Source organism: Sulfoacidibacillus thermotolerans (assembly GCF_003144315.1).
Lineage (GTDB): Bacteria > Bacillota > Bacilli > Alicyclobacillales > SLC66 > Sulfoacidibacillus > Sulfoacidibacillus thermotolerans.
In genome coordinates this window covers 1-21469 of sequence record NZ_MPDK01000026.1, presented here as the reverse complement: position 1 = coordinate 21469, position 21469 = coordinate 1, and the positions used below count along the sequence as shown (strand labels likewise).

Below are 21469 nucleotides of genomic sequence, written 5' to 3'. Positions count from 1 at the left end.
AGCCTAACTAATTATATAGAGAAACAAAATTGCAGTCAATTTGGTCCATAGGAATACCATAAATACTTGCAACTTCATTTTACAAATTTTGAATGGCACGTTTGAACTCTGCAACAACTGCCTCATCTCGATAATAATAGACCCAAAGCCCTTTTTTTATACTTTTTACTAAACCGGATGATTTCAACAAGGAAAGATGATGAGATACTGTGGATTGCGGCAATTGCAAATGAGTTACAAAATCTTGTACACAAAGTCCATATTGAACCTGCGCCAACTCTGTAATCTCTGATGTCTGTGGGACAATACGACAACAAACTTCTTGCTCCTTATCTAACATTTGAAACATCTGCAACCTGGTTGGATCGGAAAGAACTTTAAACATATCGTGCAAATCTATTTTTTTTACAAATATCTCAAAAGACCCTTGCTCCTCATGACGATTCTGTGCCATCGCTGAATTCACCACTTTCTGCATCGCATAGATCAGGTTGTGAGTACACTTACACTCACAACCTGTATTCCCATTATAAATCTTTTTCCCAATCCTTAAGCGTCTCTGCTACCTCTTTGGCACTGACATTGCCTGAGATCTCAATTGTCTTCCCATCTTCAGATAACACAAATGATTCGACATTCGTGAGAAATTCCTCACTACCACATGAACATGTACCACTTGAGCATTCATTGACTAGATCCTGCAACTTTTCCGTTTCAACCCCACTAAATTCAACAATAACCTTCCCAGAATCACTTTCTTCTTTAATTTTAGCGACTTCGCGAATGTCCATCCCCATTACCTCCATATATCAATATTTATCGATACATTGATTATACTATGGTTATGGAAGTACTTTGTCAAGATCTCCTTCCTTACAAACTCATTTCGGATATACTCTTTTTATAACCACACCATTTGCGTTACAATAAATGATCGCGAGGAGAAAAAATGGCACTCTTTGATCAAAAAGCAACTACGTATGACTCATTTTGCCAAAGTCCTTTGGGCCACTTTGTCGAGGCAGTTGAACACAATCTACTCGCACATGTTGCAACTCCTCATGCTGGCGAACAAGCAATTGACATTGGCTGTGCAACGGGTTCAACAACACTTTGGTTGCATTCCCTAGGCGTCAAAGCCATCGGGGTCGATGAATCAAGAGAAATGATTACTGTTGCTTCTCACAAGGTTGACCACAATCACAATAGCCCACTTTTTCTTCAAGATGATGCCACAGCTCTGCCCTTTGCCGATAATACTTTCGACTTTGCAATTCTTAACATCGTTCTTGAATTTGTTGCTAATCCAGCACAAGTACTACAAGAGGCCTATCGAGTGATTCGACCTGAGGGGCGATTGGTCATCGGATGCATTGCAAAGCACGGACCCTGGGGACGGCACTACATCAAACGATCTCACCAGGATCCAGAAAGTATATACCGCAACGCACACTTCTTTACTCCGCACGAGGTATCCACTTTGTCCATCGGTCAACCAGCAAATATTGAATTTGGTCTCTACGTAGGGCCTAACGATTTTACAGATGAAGAATCTGCATGGCAAAAAGAATATAGGGAAAGGGATAAAAAAACATAGAAAATGCCGGATACTTTGTTGTTCGTTGGAATGCGTAGAGGTCTTATCCACGTGCAACAACGTATCCGGCGAACAAAAAATTACGGTTAAAATTCAAACTGAGCCACGCAGTCGCGGATGTGTTTCTGTCATTCGCAACATCACAACGACCATTGAGAGAAGCACGATTCCCCCAATGAAAAAAATACTATGCAACATTCCTGCGTAGTGAATCGTAAATCCCAGGAGCAATCCGCCAATCGCGTACCCGCCGTCTCTCCATAATCGATATACACCAAGCACACCACCGCGCATTTCAGGAGGGGCCACATCTGCGACTGCCGCATTTAGATTAGGATACAATAGAGCCATGCCAAACCCCATCACACTTGCCGTAGCTACCCACAAGGCAAACGAATGACTAAAACCAAAAGCGAGGATCCCCACCCCAAGTAGTCCCATCCCAATTACAATGGGTGGTTTACGTCCCACCTTATCAGACAAAAGGCCCGTTCCAAACTGCGCAAATCCCCATACAACTGTATACGCTCCACCAATCAACCCAATATTCACAACAGAAATCTGTAAATGAGCCAAATAGAGCGGAAGCATGGCCCAAACTAGTGTATCTGCCAATTTATTTACAAGTCCCGCTTGACTAATCGATGAAAGCGTTGGATTTGCTACTGTTGTTGTCCAGAAAATTTTCCCTACTGAAGTCCGATGCTTTTTGCTTTGCATTGTTGCTATTCTTGTCTCCTGTAGGACGTGCCCTCGCGTTTCCCGAATGACAAGTATACTCATTCCTAATCCAAAAAGAATGACAGCCGCTCCATAAATAAAAGGAGCTTGAAGTAATCCATAGCGCGCAGCGATAACTCCTGTGAGCGTTGTTGAAATTGCCACACCGATATAGCCTGTCGCTTCATTTATACCCATTGCCAAACCGCGCTCTTTAGGCCGAACAATATCTAACTGCTTTGTAATCGTCATCGTCCAAGAAAATGCCTGATTCGCCCCGAGAAAGATATTCGCGAGAATGACTGCGGGCCAAGTATGCACAAACAACAACAAGAAAATCATTGGAATGCCAAACAGCCACCCCACAATCAAGACTGGCCGTCGCCCAATTGCATCAGAAAAATGTCCCGCCACTAAATTTAACAACGCTTTTGTCACGCCAAAAGCGACAATAAACGCAAAAATCAAGGTGGCCGAAGCAATGTGGTAAACATCTTCCCCAAGTAAAGGAATTACAGTCCGCTCAAGCCCTACCGTCATACCAACTAAGATCGTACTCAAAACAAGCCATAAAAACTGCTGTAAATTCGGTCGAATACCTAGTTGCTTTCCCAGCGTCGACATCCTATCCCTCCTCACACCCCAAAACATTCGAGTTACTTGACCTCGCCGATCTCTCGACATAGAATCTATATATCCGCATAAACGAATGTATAGATGAAGAATAATGGAATTACATTGACCTGTCAACTCAGATCACGGTTTGACCTTCTTTTCTATCCATCCAAGGAGAGAGGATACTTGAAGATTCCCTGCTTTTCGAATGAGGAGATTGCATCACTCTTAGAGCGTAAACGTTCCTATGATGTCTTAGACATCCGATCGAGCGCAAAATTCATGGCGGGATTTATCCCCCACTCACTTCATTTGCCAGAATCCGAACTGAATTTTTTGACTAATTTGCGCAAAATTTGGCCTTCTCCAAGGGAAGTAATTCTAGTCACGAATAAAACGAGTGTTTCCGATCACGTTTTTACGGCCATACATGAAATTGGAGGGAAAGTCAATGGATTCATAGAGTTTAAACAATGGTATACAGCAGGTTATCCAGTTCTTTCTTTCGAAGAGATAACCGTACAAGAAATAGTGGAGAATAAAATAACTCCCCAATTCATCGATGTACGCACAAAGGAAGAATGGGAAGCAAAACACATCGTTCATGCGCGAAACATCCCTTTGGCCACATTGGATTTATCTCTTTTAAAGATTCCCAAGAACATCACTTATGTTACATTTTGCGCTGGTGTTTACCGGGGCATTAACGGGGCAGCAAAATTGCGTTCTCATGGATACCACGTTCTTTATCTCGCTCATGGACTACGTGTTTTGGAGCAACATTCCAAGAATGAATAACGCGTAGACCAATGAAAAATCCGATCGCTCTGCATCGCCTTATTCATTTCCATACTGTGGGGCGACGCAGAGCACCGAGAGATCCGCCTAAAAGCTTAGAGTGACATATTGCTCTTTTGCCCAACGAGCAAAAGTCGCATTAGCACCAAAAACTTGAACTTGTAAGTTTTGTGCTTCTTCCTCAACCCCATAAGCAGAAACTAAATTTTTACATGCGCCTACCATGATTCCTCGCGCAATTAATTCCCGAATCATACCTTTGATTTCATCAGAACCATTTCTAAGCAACTCCGTAGCTTCTGCAAAGAGGTAAACTTCTAGATGATCAATCGACTCTTCTGCTGGTGCTTCTTGAATATGCAAGGCCAAAGACAAAGCCACCTTGACGCGATCTTCTTGTTTTGAAACCACCATGATCCCCATCTGGCTATTTCTTCTGTTTTCACTTTCATTCATCTCGCTGCAGCCTCCATCCATGTATACATCCGGATATAATGTTTCATGGATAGAGTAGGCTTGTGCATCGCTCACGTCAATGATCTTCACATTTTCATCGGAATTCTTCTACATCTAGAACTTCATTTCGACTTGCACCCACTCCCGAACGCTATTAATCAGCCAAATGCGCGTGCCTTTCTTTAAATCCCGAAGCGTAATTACACTCTCAGAGATCATATTCTGTTCAATGAGCCACTCGCGAAATGTCCCCGCCAATAATCCACAAGAGCGCGCTGGTGTTATTTTTTCACCCCCGATTTCCACAACTACGTTCCCGTTCGTAAATTCAGTAAGTTCTTTTCTTTCATTCCAAAGCAACACATCAAATACGTCTGGGTGATCCATTCGATGACTTTCGTACACCTCACGCTGGGTAGTCTTATGATATAAAAAAACATTTTTCGTCGATATAGGTCGCCGCGCCAATGTAACAACATGAATCGCATCTGATAGTTTTTGCAATGTAAAACTCTCAATTTCAATTTGGCCTGTTTGGGAAACCAGGAGGCGAACACGCCGTGCATCTTCTTTGTATTGCAATGCATATTCAAGGAGTATATTCCGTACTTTCTTAAGATCAACAACGATACCAAAAAAACGCGCGGATGCAGCTAAACGATTTAGATGTCGCTCAAAATATGCATAGTCCCCATCTTCCAACTTTAACGTTTCAAGTAATTTAAAGGTTGGCTGCTCCTTTGTCAAAAGAGTTGCCTTCGTTAGGGCTTCTTCGTATTCAGATACAACTGAAGAATCCCACGTAATTCCACCCCCAACACTGTATTGCGCAACTTTTGTCTGCTGATCAATAAACATTGTTCGTATCGCCACGTTAAACGTAGCATGTCCATTTGGCTCGATCAGTCCAATCGTTCCACAGTAAATCTCCCTTGGCGTCTGTTCCAATCTAGAGATCAATTTCATCGTACTAATTTTTGGGGCACCTGTAATTGACCCGCTAGGAAATAACGCAGAAAGCACCTCGATAAACGAAGTCTCCGCATGCAACTTCGCTGTAACTGTAGAGGTCATCTGATGCACCGTCGCATAACGCTCGATTTCAAATAATCGCTCAACCCGAACTGTCCCTACTTCCGCCACACGCGACAGATCATTGCGCAGCAAATCCACAATCATGACATTTTCCGCACGATTTTTTTCGGACTGCTGCAACCAATTCGCCTGTGCTACGTCTTCTTCACAAAAGTGTCCACGCGGGCTTGTCCCCTTCATAGGACGAGTAGTCAGCGTGGATCCATCAAGTTCAAAAAATAGCTCGGGAGAAAGTGATAAAATGCGGTAGTTCCCGATATTTAAATACGCGGAATAATTGACCTGTTGCGCACTTCTGAGAAATTGATAGTAGGCGAAATCATCCCCATTAAACAGCGCACGCAATCGCAACGTGTAATTCACTTGATAGGTATCTCCACGCGAAATGGCTCTCTTGATTTGTTGAAAGTGTTCTCTGTAGATTTCCTTGCTTATTTGCGGATCCCACGAACTGACTTGATATTCATTTCTATAAGGAACCTCAAAAATGTCTTGTACACTAGAGAAAATCCCAAACCATAAAAGGGGTAGCTTAGGATGCGCAGCCACGTGATAAGCTGGATCAAAAGCAGGTGCCGCTTCATAAGAAAGGAAACCTACCGCGTAAGCACCTTTTTCCACTTCTTGTTTTACCGTTCGCAATGCGGCTTGGACTTCTTCTATGTGATGAGTGTCAATAATACGCCGTGGATGAGTGAAAAAGCGACGTTGTAACACTCCCTGTTGGTTGGGAAAATCGATCACCAAAAAGGGAGTGGGAAGCTTGTGATTCATACGCCAAACCTGCCTTTTTGGTTATGTTAGAGTTTGCAAAAACGAACTGTGTTTTTCCCACTTCTTTTTGCTTCATACAAAGCATTGTCGGCTTCTTTAAACAACTTACGTGGCGATTGCGTACCCATTCTATCACTGGCTACACCTAGACTCACTCCAACAAAAAGTTCTCTATTTTCCCACGCAATAGGGTCCTGAATACGCTTTAACATACACGTAGAGATCCGCTGTAAGACTACGGATGAAATATCTGATTCAATAACAATAACAAACTCATCTCCTCCAAACCGACAGAGTGTGTCTTCCGCACGCAGACACGCTTTTAACCGTTGCGCCACCACTTGCAGCACAGTATCACCTGCTTTATGCCCATAAGTGTCATTAATCAGTTTAAACCCATCGAGATCCGCGATCATCAATGTAAATGGACAAGGAGATGAACTTTGTTTTGTAATCAATTGATCTAATTTCCATTCAAGGTGCGCGCGATTTGGAATCTGCGTGAGCACGTCATGAGAAGCTTGGTAAGCCAGTTGTTCCTGAATAAATTCCTTTTGTTTTTCTGCGCGTAAAAACCGCAATTTACCTGTCAGATTATTCGCGAGCGATTGCAACAACATCACGATCTCATCGGAAAATAAGTCAGATCGGCCATAAACAGTAAGCACCCCTATACGCTGATCCCCATCAAAAAAAGGGAAAGCCGCAATTGAATTGATATACTGCTCAGACATAAAACCAAATCGTGCTGGTCCAGGATATCTTGTGGTTTTTGCATATTGATTAACAACCACCGGTTTTTTTAATTGAAACGCATCACCAACAACCGTTGGATGTTCATTGCGATCCGCAAAAGTAAATTGCTGTACATCCTGATTGAACGCATCTTTCATTGCCGTATTTTCAAAAAGGCAACTTTTGATCTCTAAACGATTCTTCTCCTGGAATCCGATCCAACACCCTAATGCGGTCGTTTGTTTCATAATTAGTTCGCTCAACTGTTCAAAGAGTATCTTCTCATCGTGAATATGCAAAAGCAGTTCATTTGCCTTTGCAAGTGCCTCATAGAAATGGTGAATCTGCAAAAGTTCTCTCTCATTCTCTTGATTGCTGAGAATCTCGCCCACTAATTCCACTAGACGCACACCCAATTGAATCAGATCTTCATCGAAAATATGCTTTTCACAATGGTAAACTCCTAAAATAGCGTACGGCTTTTTCTTGCGATAAATAATAAAATCCGCACTCGATTTCCAATTTTGAATGTCTTTTGCAACGTGAAACCACGATGACATAGAAGGGGAGTTTTCCCAATCATTTTCAATTTGATAACTTCCCATTCTCCATGCACGTCCTGCGGGTCCCTGTGCTGCTGGCCCACTATCGACACGAATCTCCACATGATCTAAGTAACTCTTGATTTGTTTTCCCGCATAATAGGGAAATCGCAACACACCTTCAGCAGATGGAACCCCAACCCAGGCTCCAGCAAATACGTCATTTTCAATTAACACATTACAGAGTAACTGCAACAAGTCAGCCTCTGCAATATTATGTTGTGAAGCTTCTCCGATCGTGCCTAGTACGCGGTGGAAGGCAAATGTGACATCCTTTTTCCGTTGCACTTTTAACTCAAGTGCGCGCAAATCAATCCGTTCAAGCGCATCTTGCAAAGAGCGGCCAATTTGATTTGCCAGAGGGAGAATCGTGTGATTAAACGCATGCGATCGATTACTAATCAGCGTGAATACTCCCCAAATACGGTGTTGACGAACAAGTGGAATCGAGATCGCAGATGCCCATTGATGAGTTTTGATAAAAGAGGAATATCCTCTATGTGTTAGCGCTGTCGCAATATTGTTATCGTACATCATTTTCTCTGCTCGAATGGCTCGCACAGCAAGTGATTGGTAATCCTCCCTCTCTTCATTGATTCGAAAAGGTAGACTGACGAGTTCGTCGGCTCCAGGACCTGCTGCGAACAGCACGCGAATTACATTTCCATCCAACATTCCTACCCACGTCGCATAAAAAGCCCCCTCACACAACGCTGGAACAAGCGCTTGAAAACAAGCCGCTTCATCTTGTGCCGTACTCGTGATCAGGCTGACTTGTGAAAGAACCTCATATAGTTGAAGAGTAAATGCATGTTGTTTAAGCGACACCCGCAGACGCTGAATGATCCATAAAATACTCACATCTGACAGCACGACGAGAAACAAAAAGGTCAGTGAACCAAAGAACATAGAATGAAACCACTGAAAAAAAGCCGCGCGAAGAGGCACGCTATTGACAACATAAAGAGGAGCATTCACCAGTTTTGTATACGCGAGCAAATAGAGTGCCCCATGCGGATGGATGGACGCAATCCCCATGCCACTTTGCATTCCTTGGCTATGAGCAAGCAAATCTGAGAGCCCATCTTGTTGCACCGTTCCAAGATCCAAATGCGAAGTCAGTGGCGATTCACTCTGTAATTTGCCGTCACTGCGAACAAGTTGAGTCACCATTTTAGGATATGGAGAAGCGGGAAAATGGCGAGCCAGCTGCGTCAATCGAATCGGGTGCGCAATGATAAGAAAGCGGTGTGATGTGTCTGAAATTGCCTCTCCCTCAACCACCCAAAGCTGATTTTTCGCTGCCGTATTGGGAAAGGGGGATGACAAAAAAAAGCCATGCGCCGTGAAATCACGCAATCGTGTAAGGGGGACATAGGGACCCATTCGCGCCACATAAACCCCTTTTTCTGTCACCACAGCCGTCGTCATCGCATCGTCAACCCCAAGATCTTTCTTTAGCAGGAATAAATCTCTCTGCATAACATGCGAAGACGAAGTAGAGGATAACGCAATGGCTGTTTGATGAAGCATTTGTTGATCAAAAGATAGCTTAGTCGAGAGCAAAGCCGCCGCTTCGGACGACTGCACCGCTAAATTTTGTTGGATATTACGCGCATCTGATTCCCAATACACATGGGATAGATAGATAAATAAGAGCATGGCAAAAAAATTCAAGATCAACAAGATCCCAAAATAGTTTTTTCTGATCGCAATTCTCCCCATTTCAATTCCATTTAACTGTGAAACTTCCGAATTATCGCAGTTTAGTCGTTCTCTATAAACTTGTATCTCTATTATTTTATACGAAATGCTTAACTTCGTGAATTCATAGCCCTAATTTCCTTCACACAAAAAAGCGCTAGACATGTCGAACATGTCCGCGCATCGCACAAATTTAGTACAAGAAGGGGAATAATCTCCATGTGTGTTTTGCATATTCTTTGTAACTTTCTCCAAACGCTTCATGCAGCACACGTTCTTCCACGTGAATACGGCGAAGAAGACCGATGAGCGGAATAAAGGTAAAGATCAAGGCAGCAAAGAGGTTGCGAGTAGTTAGCCCCACCCCTATAAAGGCAATCCAAGCGCCTGTATATGTCGGGTGACGGAGCAGTCGATAAGGCCCTTCCTGAACTAACGTATGATTTTTCTGAATCATGACTCGTGCCGTAAAAAACCTTCCAAGAACCCGAATCGCATAATGTCGAAAGCCAATTCCAAAAACCAACAAGAGCAAACCGATGAATCCAACCCAACTCGGAAACTTCGGACTCAGATTTCGAGTGAGTCCCTCCGTCACATCGGCAAGTAAAAAAGCAACTGCCACACTCACCCATACACTTCGAAAAGTTCCCGCATCCTGGATCGCTGCTGCCCGGACACGATTAGTAAGATTCGTGATGACTTCTAAGGCCAGCCAGAAAAGCAAAACGATATTCGTCGCATTCACTAAATGAATCATAAGAATCAACCTTTCACTCCAATTCTTTCAATCTGTGATGCAATACTTGAAACGCGTGTTCTATACACTGTCTATCAGTTTCTGACAACTTCGGTCCGAATAAGGAAGTAAAAACAGAACTTGCTGACTCTGCCAAAGGCACAGCTAACTGATCTCCCAAGGTTTCTGAAGGAGTGAGCAACGTGCGCCGCTTGTCTTTAGGATCTGATGCCGCCTGAATCCAACCTTGATCTACGCCGTGCCGAACAGCCTTAGATACCATGCTTTGAGAAAGCCCCAAACGTGTGGAAATCTCTAAGACACTAGCCCCTGGGCTCTCGACAATATCGCGATAGACCGCCCGTTCATAGAGAGGTATCGAGCAAACCGCTTCCACTGGAACAACGCGCGCTTCAAGCCATGAATGCAATCGGCGAGCCACATAATACAAGTCCGCTAAATCCACGTTTCATCTCACCTCCTGCAGGATTTTTTCATCTACAAAGATATATCTATATAGATATAAATGCAAGAAATCCATCCTTAGCCTCACTGTAGCTTAAATCAAGGGAACACCTGCAACCCGCGCAGCTTCCGCATCCCACGCCATCAAATCACTTTTCGAGACGTCATGAACAGATTTTTTCCCTACAGCCCGTACTCCTACTTTCATTTCTTCAGAACAACTGCGCAAATAATTCGCCAAACTTTGCGCTCCCTTTTCCACATCATATTGTTCAAATAAACTTCCATCAGCAAAAGCTAATTGTGTGGGTGGCTCAAAGGGAAGCGCTTTTGTAATCTGTGTGTGTGTAGCCGCAAACAACGCTGCTGTCCCCATATACACTCCATCCGCTCCTAATGCCAATGCTTTTAAAATATCTCCTGGAGTTCGAATCCCTCCAGATATAACAAGATCTACTTGATCACGTAAATCTTTTTGGCAAAGAAATTGTTCCGCTCGACATAGCGCTGACAGCGTGGGTAAACCAAAATCATCAACCAGTATCGCTGGAGAAGAATGTGTCCCCCCTTGTGCACCATCTATCACAATGACGTCCACACCCGCTTTTACTGCCATCTCTATATTCCGTTCAAGATCTAATCCCGCAGCCATTTTAAGCGCGATCGGGACTCCTCGCCCAGCCTTTCGTAAATAATGTACCAGCTGTTTTAAATCAGCTAATGAATGAATCCCCGGAATTCCAACTGGGATGTATAAATCTTGTAGCGGTTCATCCGGGGAAAATCCCATATCACTCATAATTTCACGTGTAAGTGTCTTTTTAGGAACAACTGTACCACATCCTACATTCGCTCCTTGTCCATAGCGAATCTCAATCATATCCGCTGCCCGCAAAGCCTCTTCCGAAGGTCTCCACGGCGCGCCATGATACTGTACAATCATATGTCGGGCATATTCTCTGAGCTCTGAAAGTACAGGACCCTGTCCAGCATTCATTGCCGTATTTGCCAATGCAGTGCCTTTCGCAATCGCGTGGATAAATGGTTTGCTAATCGATACCCCGTATCCCATTGCAGTAACCATCATAGGCATAGACAAAATCATTGGTTTTTCCGCATGTTTACCGATTTTAGTTTCCAGTGAAATCGGAACTGTATGATCGAGGGGTTGCACAGACAATTGAACAGGTGAAAAAAGCAGACCATCAAAGTCTGGAAAATTACGGTGGGTGCCAATTGGTTTGGAAAGAGGTTCTGGCGTATGCGCACGTAATTCATTTTCGACGGTAGTTTGAATCCCTACTTTTCGAACGGCATTAACCCCTTCTAATAAATTTTTTGTATACGCTTCTGTAAATAACCGAGTAACCGTCTGATCGATTTGTTGATTGAGAAATCTGCGAAGCCATAATGGGAAAAGTAAAGACGCTAAAGTTCCTCCTAAAACCACTAAAAGCACGATCAACCACAACCAACTCGGAATCCCCCAAAACGTATCGTACATATCCATGGCTTAATCCCTTTCATGCAACGAATCACTTGTATCTAAATTTACAGATTGTCCACTTATCATCAAACAAATACCCTTCCTAATTTCCAGACAGATGTTAGTGAATCCACAGGAAAATAAAAGCTGCTTGCCAAAACAGCGGATACTTACTCCCCATGGGTATCTCTCGCTTCTTCTTATCGATACCAATCCACTTTCTACGTCAGTCTACCTGACACAGAAAACATTCCTTTTTTTGCATTGACTCATAAATCATGTAATCATTTCTCCACATCTTACATTTGATAATTTTTATTTCCCGATGCGTAATATTACCTTACTTTATATGTTGACAAAGTGCTCATCATATAGTTACATATTGCATAAGAATAAACACAGAATGTTTGTGTCTTTCTAATTATTATATAAATTAAACAAGGAGGAACTCCGATGTATGTACCCAATCCGCCTTTTGTAAGCCCAGGGGATACAGCCTGGCAACTCACAGCCGCCACATTTGTCGGTTTGCAATCCGTTCCTGGACTCGCCATCTTATATGGCGGTTTAGTCAAGAAGAAATGGGCAGTCAATTCTGCCATGATGGTTCTGTATGCGTTTTCCATTGTTCTCATTGTTTGGACCCTTTGGGGATATAATATGGGTTTTGGTTCACCCTTGCATTTAGGATCCGGTATCTTATCTAACATCGTTGGTATCCCGCAGCCAATTTTAAATGCCTCACAAGAACAAGGTCGCGCAGTGATCCCATTATTATCCTCTGGTATGCCCGCAATGCGGATGCCGATGTCTGCTCTCGTCTTTTTCCAATTCGTTTTTGCTGCGATCACACCTGCCATTTTGGCTGGCGGCGTACTTGGTCGGATGAATTTTAAAGCCTGGATGATTTTCGTTCCCCTTTGGTCAACCTTTGCATATAGCGTAAATGCCTTTATGCTGTGGGGCGGCGGTTGGCTTGCACAATTGGGAGCTGTAGATTTTAGCGGAGGCTATGTCATCCATGTCGCTGCAGGAATTTCCGGTTTTGTCGCGGCCGCCGTTGTAGGTCCGCGATTAGCGAAAGACAAAAAAGATTTTACTGCGAACAATCTACTAATGGCTGTTGCCGGTGCAGGTATTCTCTGGTTAGGGTGGAATGGTTTTAATGGAGGCGATCCTTATTTCGCGAACACCGATGCAGCAGTCGCCATCTTAAACACAAACCTCGCCACAGCCGCAGCCCTGTTAAGCTGGGTCTTCATGGATATGTTTAGTGTCGGCAAATCCTCTGTTGTCGGTGCCATCAACGGCATGGTATGTGGACTTGTCGCCATCACCCCAGCTGCTGGATATGTCAATGGCTATGGCGCACTCATCATCGGCATCGCGTCAGGCGTAATCCCTTGGCTAACTATGAACAAACTCTCAGAAACTCGCTTATTTAAGAAAGTGGATGATACGCTTGGCGTATTTCATACACACTTTGTCGCTGGCGCGCTCGGCGGCTTGCTCACCGGTCTATTAGCAGACCCCCATGTCTTTGAATATTTCGCAACTGGGAAAACCTCTCCCGTATCGATCACAGGACTTTTTTATGGAAATCCACAACAGTTTCTCGTACAGCTTGAGGCATTGCTCGTCATCGTCGTTTGGGATTCACTGGTCACTTTTGTTTTACTCAAACTAATCTCACTCGTCGTACCACTGCGTTTAAAGGATCCCGAACTTGAAATAGGTGATAGTGAAGTGCATGGTGAAACAGTCACCCACGATGTCGATGACACACTAAACCTTCCTCTGCATACACCTGTTTTAGATATGTTAAGCGCAACTTTACAACCAGAAGAATAAGATAGTGCCTATTTGATGCAAAAATTCTGAGCAACCAATCGCTCGCTTGGATTGGTTGCCTTTTCAAGCTATAATGAAAGCGAGTTCATCTAAGAGCTTACATATGTGACTCTTACTCGAGTTTTATTTGATACATCGCAATGACTAGTCATGAATCGTTTCATTATGCGAAGCGGAGGGAAACTCTTTGTCCACCATGATTCATCCAGAGACGACAAATTCGTCTTCTAAGGACAGCGTAAAAGCATTAATCGGTATTGGTCTGGCATGGGCGTTTGATGCCATGGACTTCTCAATCCTTACCTTTGTGCTCGTTGATATTATGAAAGCTTATCATGTGCCTCTCACATTAGCGGCTGGCGTAGCCTCAGCGACAACCTTTGCACGTTTAGGCGGCGGCTTCTTAGGAGGACTCCTAGGAGACTACTGGGGACGGAAAGCGAGTCTTGTATTATCCATTTTTTGGTTTTCTCTCTTTGAGTTTCTTACTGGATTCTCCATTGGGTTTAGTTTACTTTATCTTGTTCGCATTCTTTACGGTGTCGGAATGGGCGCTATGTATGCAAATGGGACACCGATGTTAATGGAACTCATGCCGTCAAAGTGGCGGGGAATCGCATCTGGTATTATGCAATCTGGATTTTCATTCGGTTATATTTTTGCCGCCCTCATTTATCGCAATGGGTATAGCGCACTTGGCTGGCACGGTATGTTCTATATTGCCTGCATTCCTGCCATTCTCATCGCTTTGTATATTTGGTGGCAAGTCCCTGAGTCGAGTCGTTGGAAAGAAGAACGCGACAAACGCGAAAACAAATCCGTACCCATCTCCCATTTGTTTTCCGGAGAACATGCCTGGGGAACTTTTCACGCGGCAATCATGTCGGTACTTGCGTTTTCAGTGACCTATCCGATTAACGTATTCTATGCGACACTTCTCATTAAACGAGGACACTTTAGCCCAGCTACAGTCGCAGATACCATTATTTTGCTAAATGTCGCTGGCATTATTGGCAATGTAATTGGAGGATACGCAGCTGATGTCATTGGTCGTAAATGGACGATCGTCATTTCTGGAATCGCCACATTATTTTGCTCGTTTCTCTTTCTTGACATTACAAATGATACACTACGCATTGTGTTTACCTTTCTCATCGGTCTATTTTCCATCGGCGGTGTCTGGGCAGCCATTCCCACTTACATTGCAGAACACTTTCAAACAAGTGTACGTTCTACTGGTCAAGGAACGACTTATCATTTCGGCGCAGCTGTCGGTGGTGCTATCGTTCCGCTCATCGTTTCCTCAATTGCTTCTTCTGTCGGTGGTTTAGCATGGTCAATGACTTATTCAGTTGCGATTGCAGCGATCTTAGTCAGCGTTTTTGCTCTTTTCTACAAGGAAACAAAAGGAATGGAATTAGAATAACCCGACACAAACATCGCAAGAGATCTGCTATCGGATCTACAATAAAACCACGGGCCCATACCACCCGTGGTTTCTTGACCTTTTTCCTTCGACTCTCAGTTCATTTCTGCGATCCTGAAACATTAACTTTCTTGTGTAACTCCCTCTTTATCCGAAACGGTAAATCGCTTATGAAGAAAATACACTAGAACTCCAAGAAGGACAACTCCACCCGTGGCCAGTAAAACTTCATAATCAAGATACCAAGGTGTACTTGGCGCCATCGGACGAGACAAATTTATGATCATTCCCACGCCATATAAAAATCCCAGAAGGGCAATAGGCCAAAACCAAGCTCCTAACTGAAAAGACCCGCTCGGTCGAAATCCTCGAATCCGCGCAATCATCGCTGCTAAAACGATCATTTGAAAGGATAAGTAAATTCCGACAACTGCAAAGCTTGTAAAAATCGATTCAAAGCTCGCTGATAAACTGAGCAGCAAGGCAATAAATGCCGAAATCCATAGAGCTTTCGTAGGTGTTTTAAATGTTGGATGCACATAACTAAGCCATGGTGATCAGTTCCGAAACCAACCTGATGGTTCTACTACAAGATTTACATTATATACGTTGGGTGGTACGTATTAATCCATGTGATCCCTGCTCGTAACTTGCGAATGACTCGATGTGCTTTAGCTACATCTGTTGTAAAGACTGCGGCGGCCAATCCATATACAGTGTCATTCGCTAATTGAATCGCCTCCGCTTCCTCAGAAAAAGTTTGAATTACGAGTACTGGCCCAAAAATCTCTTCCTGAACGATACGCATATTCGATGTAGTATAGTCAAATATGGTAGGCTCAAGATAATTCCCTCCTACAGGCACGTCAGCAGGCACTCCGCCACCGCATAGTAAAACAGCCCCCTCCTCTTGTCCAAGTCGGATATAATTTCTTACTTTTTCAAGATGTTGAGGCGAAATTAAAGGTCCCATTTCTGTATTTACATCCGAACCGTCGCCAACCTTGATTGCCTTCGCACGCGCTATAAGCTTCTCAACAAACTCATCGTGAATTGACTTTTCAAGTAACAGTCGCGAACCAGCAGAACAAACTTGCCCAGTTCCATAAAAGATGCCAAAGAGAGCATAGTCGATGGCTGTTTCAAGATCTGCATCGGCAAAGATAATATTCGGGGACTTCCCCCCGAGCTCTAGAGATACTTTTTTTTATATTTCCAGAAGCAGCCTGCATAATTTTTCTTCCTGTGACAGTCCCGCCCGTAAAGGCAACTTTATCGACATCGTGGCTCTCAGCCAGAGGCTGCCCTAACACAGGGCCTGCTCCAAGCACTACATTGACCACTCCTTTCGGAAAACCTACTTGATCAATGAGTACCGCAAGTCGAAGCGCCGTGAGAGGGGTCAACTCTGAAGGTTTTAAAATGCATGTATTCCCTGCCGCAAGAGCTGGGGCCAATTTCCACGCAGCCATTAAGAAGGGATAGTTCCAAGGAATGATTTGTGCGCACACACCCACAGGCTCACGGACGATAAACGTTTGGGAAGGGGCCGGAACTTCTACCGTCTCCCCATGCGGTTTCGTTGCTAGTCCCGCATAATAACGAAAACAATTTGCCGCGTCCGTCACATCCGCTTGCGCCTCACGCATTGGCTTCCCATTATTTAGTACCTCGAGTGCCGTGAGTTCTTCGCTCACTTCTTCTATTGCATCTGCTAAACGATAGAGCAATTGAGCCCGCTCAAGTGCTGTAACATCCGCCCAACCATCCTGATCAAACGCGCGTCTTGCTGCCCGTATTGCCTGCTCGACTTCAGTCACTCCCCCTTCGCTTACCCTTGCGATGACTTCACCATTTGCTGGATTGTAAATCTCTCGGCTTTCTTTAGACTGAGCGAAAATCCATTCACCATCGATATACATCTTCAATACACCCGTTTCATCTGACAGAAGAATGAAAAACGATCAAATTACGTGCGACTACTTAGAGATCGGGCTCACCGCATGTTCCATCTCTGCAATCACATAGGCTAAATGAAAACCCATTCGCTCAACATTGCGTTGAGAAGCCGAGCCCGGTTCTGTCTCGATCGTTGCAAGGCGCGCACCTTGACTTTTTGCATATCGCAATCGCCAATCAAGTAAAGCCGATTGCAAACCCCGTCCGCGAAAAGAAGGGATTGTGCTAGTTGCAAAAAGTGTGGCTAGAGATCCACTGATTACCATCATTCCCGCTGCAGCGGCTTTCCCTTGGTCAAAAGCAATCACAGGAAAACCACTTGGAATGCGGAAAAATGCACGTTCCAAATCAATTCTCTCATCTACAGGGAGCACATCCATCTCTAGAAACCCCGCTGCAACCGTACGAGACCAAATGATTTCATCGAAAGCATCGGTACCCCGAACGCGGTCATCCACATCGAAAAAGGGAGACTGCCAAGTAGCTAGATCAAGAATCCAGCGATAAGTAAATTCGGTGAGACGATATCCACGAGCACTCAGAGCGGTTAGAAGGGAAGCATCCGCTAGGGGACAAACACGAATCTTCGTCGGTTGATCGTAGGACGCATAAAACTGCTCTATTCTTTCTAATGTATCCTCACTAACCGGAGAAGTCATGCCAAGTCCTACTACTTCATTAATCGGGGAGTCTGGCCCGGTATAAATAGCCAGAGCATCCTCCACCCGCAATGTTTCTACAATAATCTCCGATGGAAATGTACGCCACGCATCAACTACCTTTTGATTCCCCTCGCGCAAATCTGCCTCAAGTTCCTTGGCAAGCGCGTGATTTAGAAACAATGTCATCAGACTCTCTCCTTAATGACTAGCAAATTCTATTGATTCGCCTCTAAAACTGCATCATCTGCTTCCTAGTGCCAATCTGCAATAACACTTCCCACCGTATGATTTAAATGAGGTTTTTTATAACTCAACCAAGTCCCATACCCGATCGCAATCACCAAATAGATTGCCCTGAACCTCCCCATGGCTAAAGCCAGGGGGTTCTAAAAGCCTATACCTTTGCACTCTCGCAGGCTCTCGCGTTGACTTGCGCCATCACTACAACATCCCGCGCCTCATGTTCGGGCAGACTTTCTTTTTCGGACGACCCGCTCTGACTCCGATACGTTCCGAAGGAGGAAGGCGCTGGCCTTCCACTCGCAGGTTGGTTGTACGCCTGTTGCCAAGCCGTCCGCAGGAGCGGTTCCGCACCCTGCCAATGCTCGTAGGCACTAGCCGCTTGCAGGCGTTCGTTCTCCACATGCTTTGCGAGATACGCGCTGAACAGGTCTCGTTGCATGACCACACCACAATCACAGGCATGGACACGCTCGGATAACCGTTTTTTGTGCCTTTGTCCGCAAAGACACACTTGGGACAATGCGGTGTGGTACGTGCTGAATTTCTCCACGCCCCCGCCAGCACTTTCAGCCTTGCGGGTGAGGATGGAAAGAAACAGCTTGGGCGCCCTCACACCAATAGAACGGCCAAACATCTTCTGAAACGCTTTATAGCTGAGTTTTTCCGTGTTGATTCGAGTGCCAATGGCGATTACCTGATTCGCTAATTGTCCATGTAGTGTTTTCCGATGGGCTGTTTCCCGACGATGCAGTTCCCTGAGTACCGCTTCGGTTTCTAATTGATGGCGACTTTTCTTCGTTGGGTGTTTCCCTTTGATGGCACGTTCTTTTTCATCGTAGCATTCAGGGTTGTTGGCACGGCGCTGGCGGTCTTGCTTGCGCTGCAACCGACGAATCTTCTTGTGGTCTCTCACCACTTCATCCGCAAATCGCGTGAGCGTTGCTTGGGTATTACCGACAATAGCGATCGTAGACGGCCCAATATCTAGCCCTACCGTCTCGTTGCCAATGGGATGAGTGCGCTCGCCTTTTTCATTCCGTTTGACATACGGAACACCTTCGCAGACAAGTTGCGCGTAGTAGCGGGAATGTCCGTGAATATCTTTTCTTACCAAGCGAACGTATTTGACACGAGAGGATAGGCCATGCTGGATCACGGGATCGTGAGCCACGTCCGTGACCATCGGCAATTCAAGACCATTCCATAACACCCGATCTTCCCGCCAACGGATGCAAGCGGCGTTCGTCTTCCCTTCAAGGCTGTGCAATCCGCGTTTGCCTTTGAATCGCACCTTTCTGGCTTTGCCAAATGCGACCTTTTGCACTGCATCAAACGCACGATCCGCTAGTTTTTGTGCGACGTGAGAGTCCAAGTGATCACCCAGCCATGTGGTACGCCGTATTTTATCCGCAAACGCTTCAAGGGCATAGGCGGAAAATCCGTGTGCTTGCCGGGCTGCCGCAAAGTGAGCCTGCCGCTCTTTTTTGTTCGAGCTTTTCTTGGCCTTCGTGTACCAGATAGATTGTCTGACAAGGGAGAGCCGTTTTCTGGCTTCACCCAACAACACATTCTACATTTGGCGTCCTGCTTCAACCCGTGCTTCTAATGTTCGTTCTTGGCGGCGCGTGACTCGCAGGGGGAATTCACACACAACAGAGGGCGTCTGACTCTTCGACTCCTTAGACGTTTTTTTGATTTTACATGTACTGCTTGATGACGGCAAGTGGGGCACCTCCCACCGTGGAGACGAAATAGGAGTTTGTCCAAAGCGTTGGCAAGCGTTTTTTGATCCAAGGAAACTCTTCACGCAAGTGATGGGAACTGCGCCCTTTCATCAAACGGATCAACCGGTGAATACCAAACTGGGGATCGACCTCGACTAAAAGGTGGACGTGATCTGGCATGACCTCAAGTTCGATGATATCCGCTTGACGCTCTTCTGCCACTTCACGCAGGATTGCTTTTAACCGCTCTTCCACTTCGCTGGTGAGTACGCGGCGACGATACTTCGGGCACCAAACGACATGGTATTTGCAAGAGTAGACGACGTTGTGATTGGATTTGTATTCCATAAGAATAGTATATCACAACAATCTATCTAATGTGATTGAAAAGACAAAAGATTCGCCTAGCGGCGAGCGCCTTATATCCCCAGTGCTAAAGCACGGGACTTTACGGCGCATTCGGTAAAGAAGGCGTTGCCCCATCTCTTCATGATTTCCTAATGATAAAATTTGCGTTATACTTTTTTCGCTCTAGAAATACTGGAAAGGGAAGTGCAATATGCTCATTGCAGTCATTCATGCCTTTGTTTCGATCTTTGCAGTAATCAATCCGATTGGCAATCTCCCGATTTTTGTGGGACTTATGGAACGTCATACGATCTCTGAACAGCGGAAAACGGCCCGCAAGGCGGTTGGAATCGCTTTTTTGATCTTGATGATTTTTCTTGTATTAGGGCAAACTATTTTCCATGTTTTCGGAATCACAGTAGCCGCCTTTCGCGTAGCTGGCGGTATTCTTCTTTTTGGGATCGCGTATCGTTTGCTTAATTCGACTGTCGCCCAGATGACTTCATCGCAAGCTTTAAATGGAGAGCAGGAGGTAGAGAAAGAAGATCTATCGGTTACACCGCTTGGAACCCCCCTACTTGCTGGACCTGGAACCATTGCAACCGTGATGGCACTTGCTGCAGGGCCAGATGTAATTGCGAGTTCGATGGCTGTATTTATTGGATTTACACTTGTACTCGGAATAACCTATTTAATCTTCTACTATGCAAGCAAGATTAGCAATCGCATCGGACAAACTGAAATCAGCGTGATTTCACGTTTAATGGGGTTGTTGTTGGCTGTGATTGCTGTGCAAATGGCTGCAGAAGGCTTTGACCAACTCTTTCCTGGATGGATTCACTGATCATCGACGAGAGTCGGGGTTGATTGACTCTCTTCTTTATATTCCAGCCATCGGTCACGGGCGCGTTTGCGCCATTTTTCCTCGCTTACTTTTTTTGTTAAGATGCGGCTGAACCACTGTCGAGAAATGGAAGGCTGTTCTAAACGTAGATAGAGCTCACCAATTAAGTAGAGTAGCTGATCTTCAGACATGGTATCTGGTTTCATAGCTCCCGCTTCATAGAGATGGGTATAGAGTTTGACTGCATCACTGAGGAAGCGCTTTTCTTCTGTGGACTTTTGGTCATAACGGTAGAACCACGCAATACGCATACATAAATTGGCTAAGATGAAATCATTTTGGTGAGTGAGTTGCCCGCAAAATAGTGCAAGTTGATAACTGCCTGAACCTCTCCATGGCTAAAGCCAGGGGGTTCTAAAAGCTATACCTTTGCACTCTCGCAGGCTCTCGCGTTGACTTGCGCCATCACTACAACATCCCGCGCCTCATGTTCGGGCAGACTTTCTTTTTCGAACGACCCGCTCTGACTCCGATACGTTCCGAAGGAGGAAGGCGCTGGCCTTCCACTTGCAGGTTGGTTATACGCCTGTTGCCAAGCCGTCCGCAGGAGCGGTTCCGCACCCTGC

19 protein-coding genes and 2 pseudogenes are annotated in these 21469 nt (G+C 45.0%); 5 read left to right on the top strand and 16 right to left on the bottom strand.

The features are described 5' to 3' along the window. Positions 1–79 precede the first annotated feature (79 nt). Positions 80–478: an ArsR/SmtB family transcription factor gene (locus tag BM613_RS12065; protein WP_109431432.1), complete on the bottom strand. Its 399-nt coding sequence runs from the start codon at positions 476–478 to the stop codon at positions 80–82. 49 nt (positions 479–527) lie between these two features. Continuing rightward, positions 528–791, bottom strand: a complete 264-nt coding sequence (locus BM613_RS12060; RefSeq protein ID WP_109431431.1) for a hypothetical protein — start codon at positions 789–791, stop codon at positions 528–530. A 158-nt stretch (positions 792–949) separates the two neighbouring features. Here BM613_RS12060 and BM613_RS12055 point away from each other — a divergent pair, with 158 nt between their 5' ends. After that, a complete protein-coding gene (locus BM613_RS12055; protein WP_109431430.1) occupies positions 950–1597 on the top strand; it encodes a class I SAM-dependent methyltransferase in 648 nt (215 codons plus the stop codon). A 93-nt stretch (positions 1598–1690) separates the two neighbouring features. On the opposite strand, the gene BM613_RS12050 is transcribed toward BM613_RS12055, so the two are convergent. Further along, entirely contained in the window at positions 1691–2941 is a 1251-nt protein-coding gene (locus tag BM613_RS12050; protein ID WP_181363118.1) for an MFS transporter, read from the bottom strand. Positions 2942–3118: 177 nt separating this feature from the next. Between BM613_RS12050 and BM613_RS12045 the strand changes: the two genes are divergently transcribed. Beyond that, on the top strand, positions 3119–3730 hold the full coding sequence (locus BM613_RS12045; protein WP_181363117.1) for a rhodanese-like domain-containing protein: 612 nt from the start codon (positions 3119–3121) through the stop codon (positions 3728–3730). Positions 3731–3817: 87 nt separating this feature from the next. Here the strand turns inward: BM613_RS12045 and BM613_RS12040 are convergent, their stop codons facing one another. The 6 genes from BM613_RS12040 to BM613_RS12015 all read right to left on the bottom strand — a co-directional run bounded on the left by BM613_RS12040 (position 3818) and on the right by BM613_RS12015 (position 11810). After that, entirely contained in the window at positions 3818–4186 is a 369-nt protein-coding gene (locus BM613_RS12040; protein WP_181363116.1) for a DsrE family protein, read from the bottom strand. Positions 4187–4300: 114 nt separating this feature from the next. Then, positions 4301–6055: an aminodeoxychorismate synthase component I gene (gene pabB, locus BM613_RS12035; protein ID WP_109431426.1), complete on the bottom strand. Its 1755-nt coding sequence runs from the start codon at positions 6053–6055 to the stop codon at positions 4301–4303. Positions 6056–6081: 26 nt separating this feature from the next. Then, positions 6082–9117 carry a sensor domain-containing diguanylate cyclase gene (locus BM613_RS12030; protein WP_109431425.1) on the bottom strand — a complete coding sequence of 1012 codons (3036 nt, stop codon included), beginning with the start codon at positions 9115–9117 and terminating at the stop codon, positions 6082–6084. A gap of 172 nt (positions 9118–9289) precedes the next feature. Next, the gene (locus tag BM613_RS12025; protein WP_146192808.1) at positions 9290–9856 is read right to left on the bottom strand and encodes a methyltransferase family protein; all 567 of its coding nucleotides are present in this window, start codon (positions 9854–9856) and stop codon (positions 9290–9292) included. A gap of 13 nt (positions 9857–9869) precedes the next feature. Next, positions 9870–10301, bottom strand: a complete 432-nt coding sequence (locus BM613_RS12020) for a MarR family winged helix-turn-helix transcriptional regulator (RefSeq protein ID WP_109431423.1) — start codon at positions 10299–10301, stop codon at positions 9870–9872. A gap of 93 nt (positions 10302–10394) precedes the next feature. Then, the gene (locus tag BM613_RS12015) at positions 10395–11810 is read right to left on the bottom strand and encodes an FMN-binding glutamate synthase family protein (RefSeq protein ID WP_245926380.1); all 1416 of its coding nucleotides are present in this window, start codon (positions 11808–11810) and stop codon (positions 10395–10397) included. 429 nt (positions 11811–12239) lie between these two features. Here BM613_RS12015 and BM613_RS12010 point away from each other — a divergent pair, with 429 nt between their 5' ends. Both BM613_RS12010 and BM613_RS12005 read left to right on the top strand, forming a co-directional pair. Then, positions 12240–13637 (top strand): ammonium transporter, encoded by a 1398-nt coding sequence (locus tag BM613_RS12010; RefSeq protein ID WP_109431422.1) that lies wholly within the window; start codon positions 12240–12242, stop codon positions 13635–13637. 196 nt (positions 13638–13833) lie between these two features. After that, the gene (locus tag BM613_RS12005) at positions 13834–15063 is read left to right on the top strand and encodes an MFS transporter (RefSeq protein WP_109431440.1); all 1230 of its coding nucleotides are present in this window, start codon (positions 13834–13836) and stop codon (positions 15061–15063) included. Between the two features lie 122 nt (positions 15064–15185). Here the strand turns inward: BM613_RS12005 and BM613_RS12000 are convergent, their stop codons facing one another. From BM613_RS12000 to tnpA, 5 genes and pseudogenes are all read right to left on the bottom strand, one after another. After that, a complete protein-coding gene (locus tag BM613_RS12000; RefSeq protein WP_109431421.1) occupies positions 15186–15602 on the bottom strand; it encodes a hypothetical protein in 417 nt (138 codons plus the stop codon). A gap of 65 nt (positions 15603–15667) precedes the next feature. Beyond that, positions 15668–16985, bottom strand: a pseudogene (locus tag BM613_RS11995) (aldehyde dehydrogenase family protein); the annotation flags it as partial. A gap of 57 nt (positions 16986–17042) precedes the next feature. Next, a complete protein-coding gene (locus BM613_RS11990) occupies positions 17043–17870 on the bottom strand; it encodes a GNAT family N-acetyltransferase (RefSeq protein ID WP_109431420.1) in 828 nt (275 codons plus the stop codon). A gap of 208 nt (positions 17871–18078) precedes the next feature. Continuing rightward, positions 18079–19488: an RNA-guided endonuclease TnpB family protein gene (locus BM613_RS11985; protein WP_181363115.1), complete on the bottom strand. Its 1410-nt coding sequence runs from the start codon at positions 19486–19488 to the stop codon at positions 18079–18081. A gap of 136 nt (positions 19489–19624) precedes the next feature. Beyond that, positions 19625–19999, bottom strand: a complete 375-nt coding sequence (tnpA, locus tag BM613_RS11980; RefSeq protein ID WP_425450697.1) for an IS200/IS605 family transposase — start codon at positions 19997–19999, stop codon at positions 19625–19627. Between the two features lie 211 nt (positions 20000–20210). Here tnpA and BM613_RS11975 point away from each other — a divergent pair, with 211 nt between their 5' ends. Then, the gene (locus BM613_RS11975; RefSeq protein WP_109431417.1) at positions 20211–20843 is read left to right on the top strand and encodes a MarC family protein; all 633 of its coding nucleotides are present in this window, start codon (positions 20211–20213) and stop codon (positions 20841–20843) included. Here the strand turns inward: BM613_RS11975 and BM613_RS11970 are convergent. Beyond that, positions 20837–21214 (bottom strand): annotated as a pseudogene (locus BM613_RS11970) (DUF2225 domain-containing protein); the annotation flags it as partial. The gene BM613_RS11975 and the pseudogene BM613_RS11970 sit on opposite strands and share 7 nt — an antisense overlap. 50 nt (positions 21215–21264) lie before the next feature. Continuing rightward, positions 21265–21469 (bottom strand): hypothetical protein (locus tag BM613_RS15340; RefSeq protein ID WP_219930685.1); only part of this gene is annotated, 205 nt, incomplete at its 5' end.

Coding starts and splice junctions, on each gene's coding strand:
- BM613_RS12065 (WP_109431432.1), bottom strand. CDS start 478: ATGCAGAAAGTGGTGAATTCAGCGATGGCACAGAATCGTCATGAGGAG.
- BM613_RS12060 (WP_109431431.1), bottom strand. CDS start 791: ATGGACATTCGCGAAGTCGCTAAAATTAAAGAAGAAAGTGATTCTGGG.
- BM613_RS12055 (WP_109431430.1), top strand. CDS start 950: ATGGCACTCTTTGATCAAAAAGCAACTACGTATGACTCATTTTGCCAA.
- BM613_RS12050 (WP_181363118.1), bottom strand. CDS start 2,941: ATGTCGACGCTGGGAAAGCAACTAGGTATTCGACCGAATTTACAGCAG.
- BM613_RS12040 (WP_181363116.1), bottom strand. CDS start 4,186: ATGAATGAAAGTGAAAACAGAAGAAATAGCCAGATGGGGATCATGGTG.
- pabB (WP_109431426.1), bottom strand. CDS start 6,055: ATGAATCACAAGCTTCCCACTCCCTTTTTGGTGATCGATTTTCCCAAC.
- BM613_RS12030 (WP_109431425.1), bottom strand. CDS start 9,117: ATGGGGAGAATTGCGATCAGAAAAAACTATTTTGGGATCTTGTTGATC.
- BM613_RS12025 (WP_146192808.1), bottom strand. CDS start 9,856: ATGATTCATTTAGTGAATGCGACGAATATCGTTTTGCTTTTCTGGCTG.
- BM613_RS12015 (WP_245926380.1), bottom strand. CDS start 11,810: ATGGATATGTACGATACGTTTTGGGGGATTCCGAGTTGGTTGTGGTTG.
- BM613_RS12010 (WP_109431422.1), top strand. CDS start 12,240: ATGTATGTACCCAATCCGCCTTTTGTAAGCCCAGGGGATACAGCCTGG.
- BM613_RS12005 (WP_109431440.1), top strand. CDS start 13,834: ATGATTCATCCAGAGACGACAAATTCGTCTTCTAAGGACAGCGTAAAA.
- BM613_RS11990 (WP_109431420.1), bottom strand. CDS start 17,870: ATGACATTGTTTCTAAATCACGCGCTTGCCAAGGAACTTGAGGCAGAT.
- tnpA (WP_425450697.1), bottom strand. CDS start 19,999: ATGGAATACAAATCCAATCACAACGTCGTCTACTCTTGCAAATACCAT.
- BM613_RS11975 (WP_109431417.1), top strand. CDS start 20,211: ATGCTCATTGCAGTCATTCATGCCTTTGTTTCGATCTTTGCAGTAATC.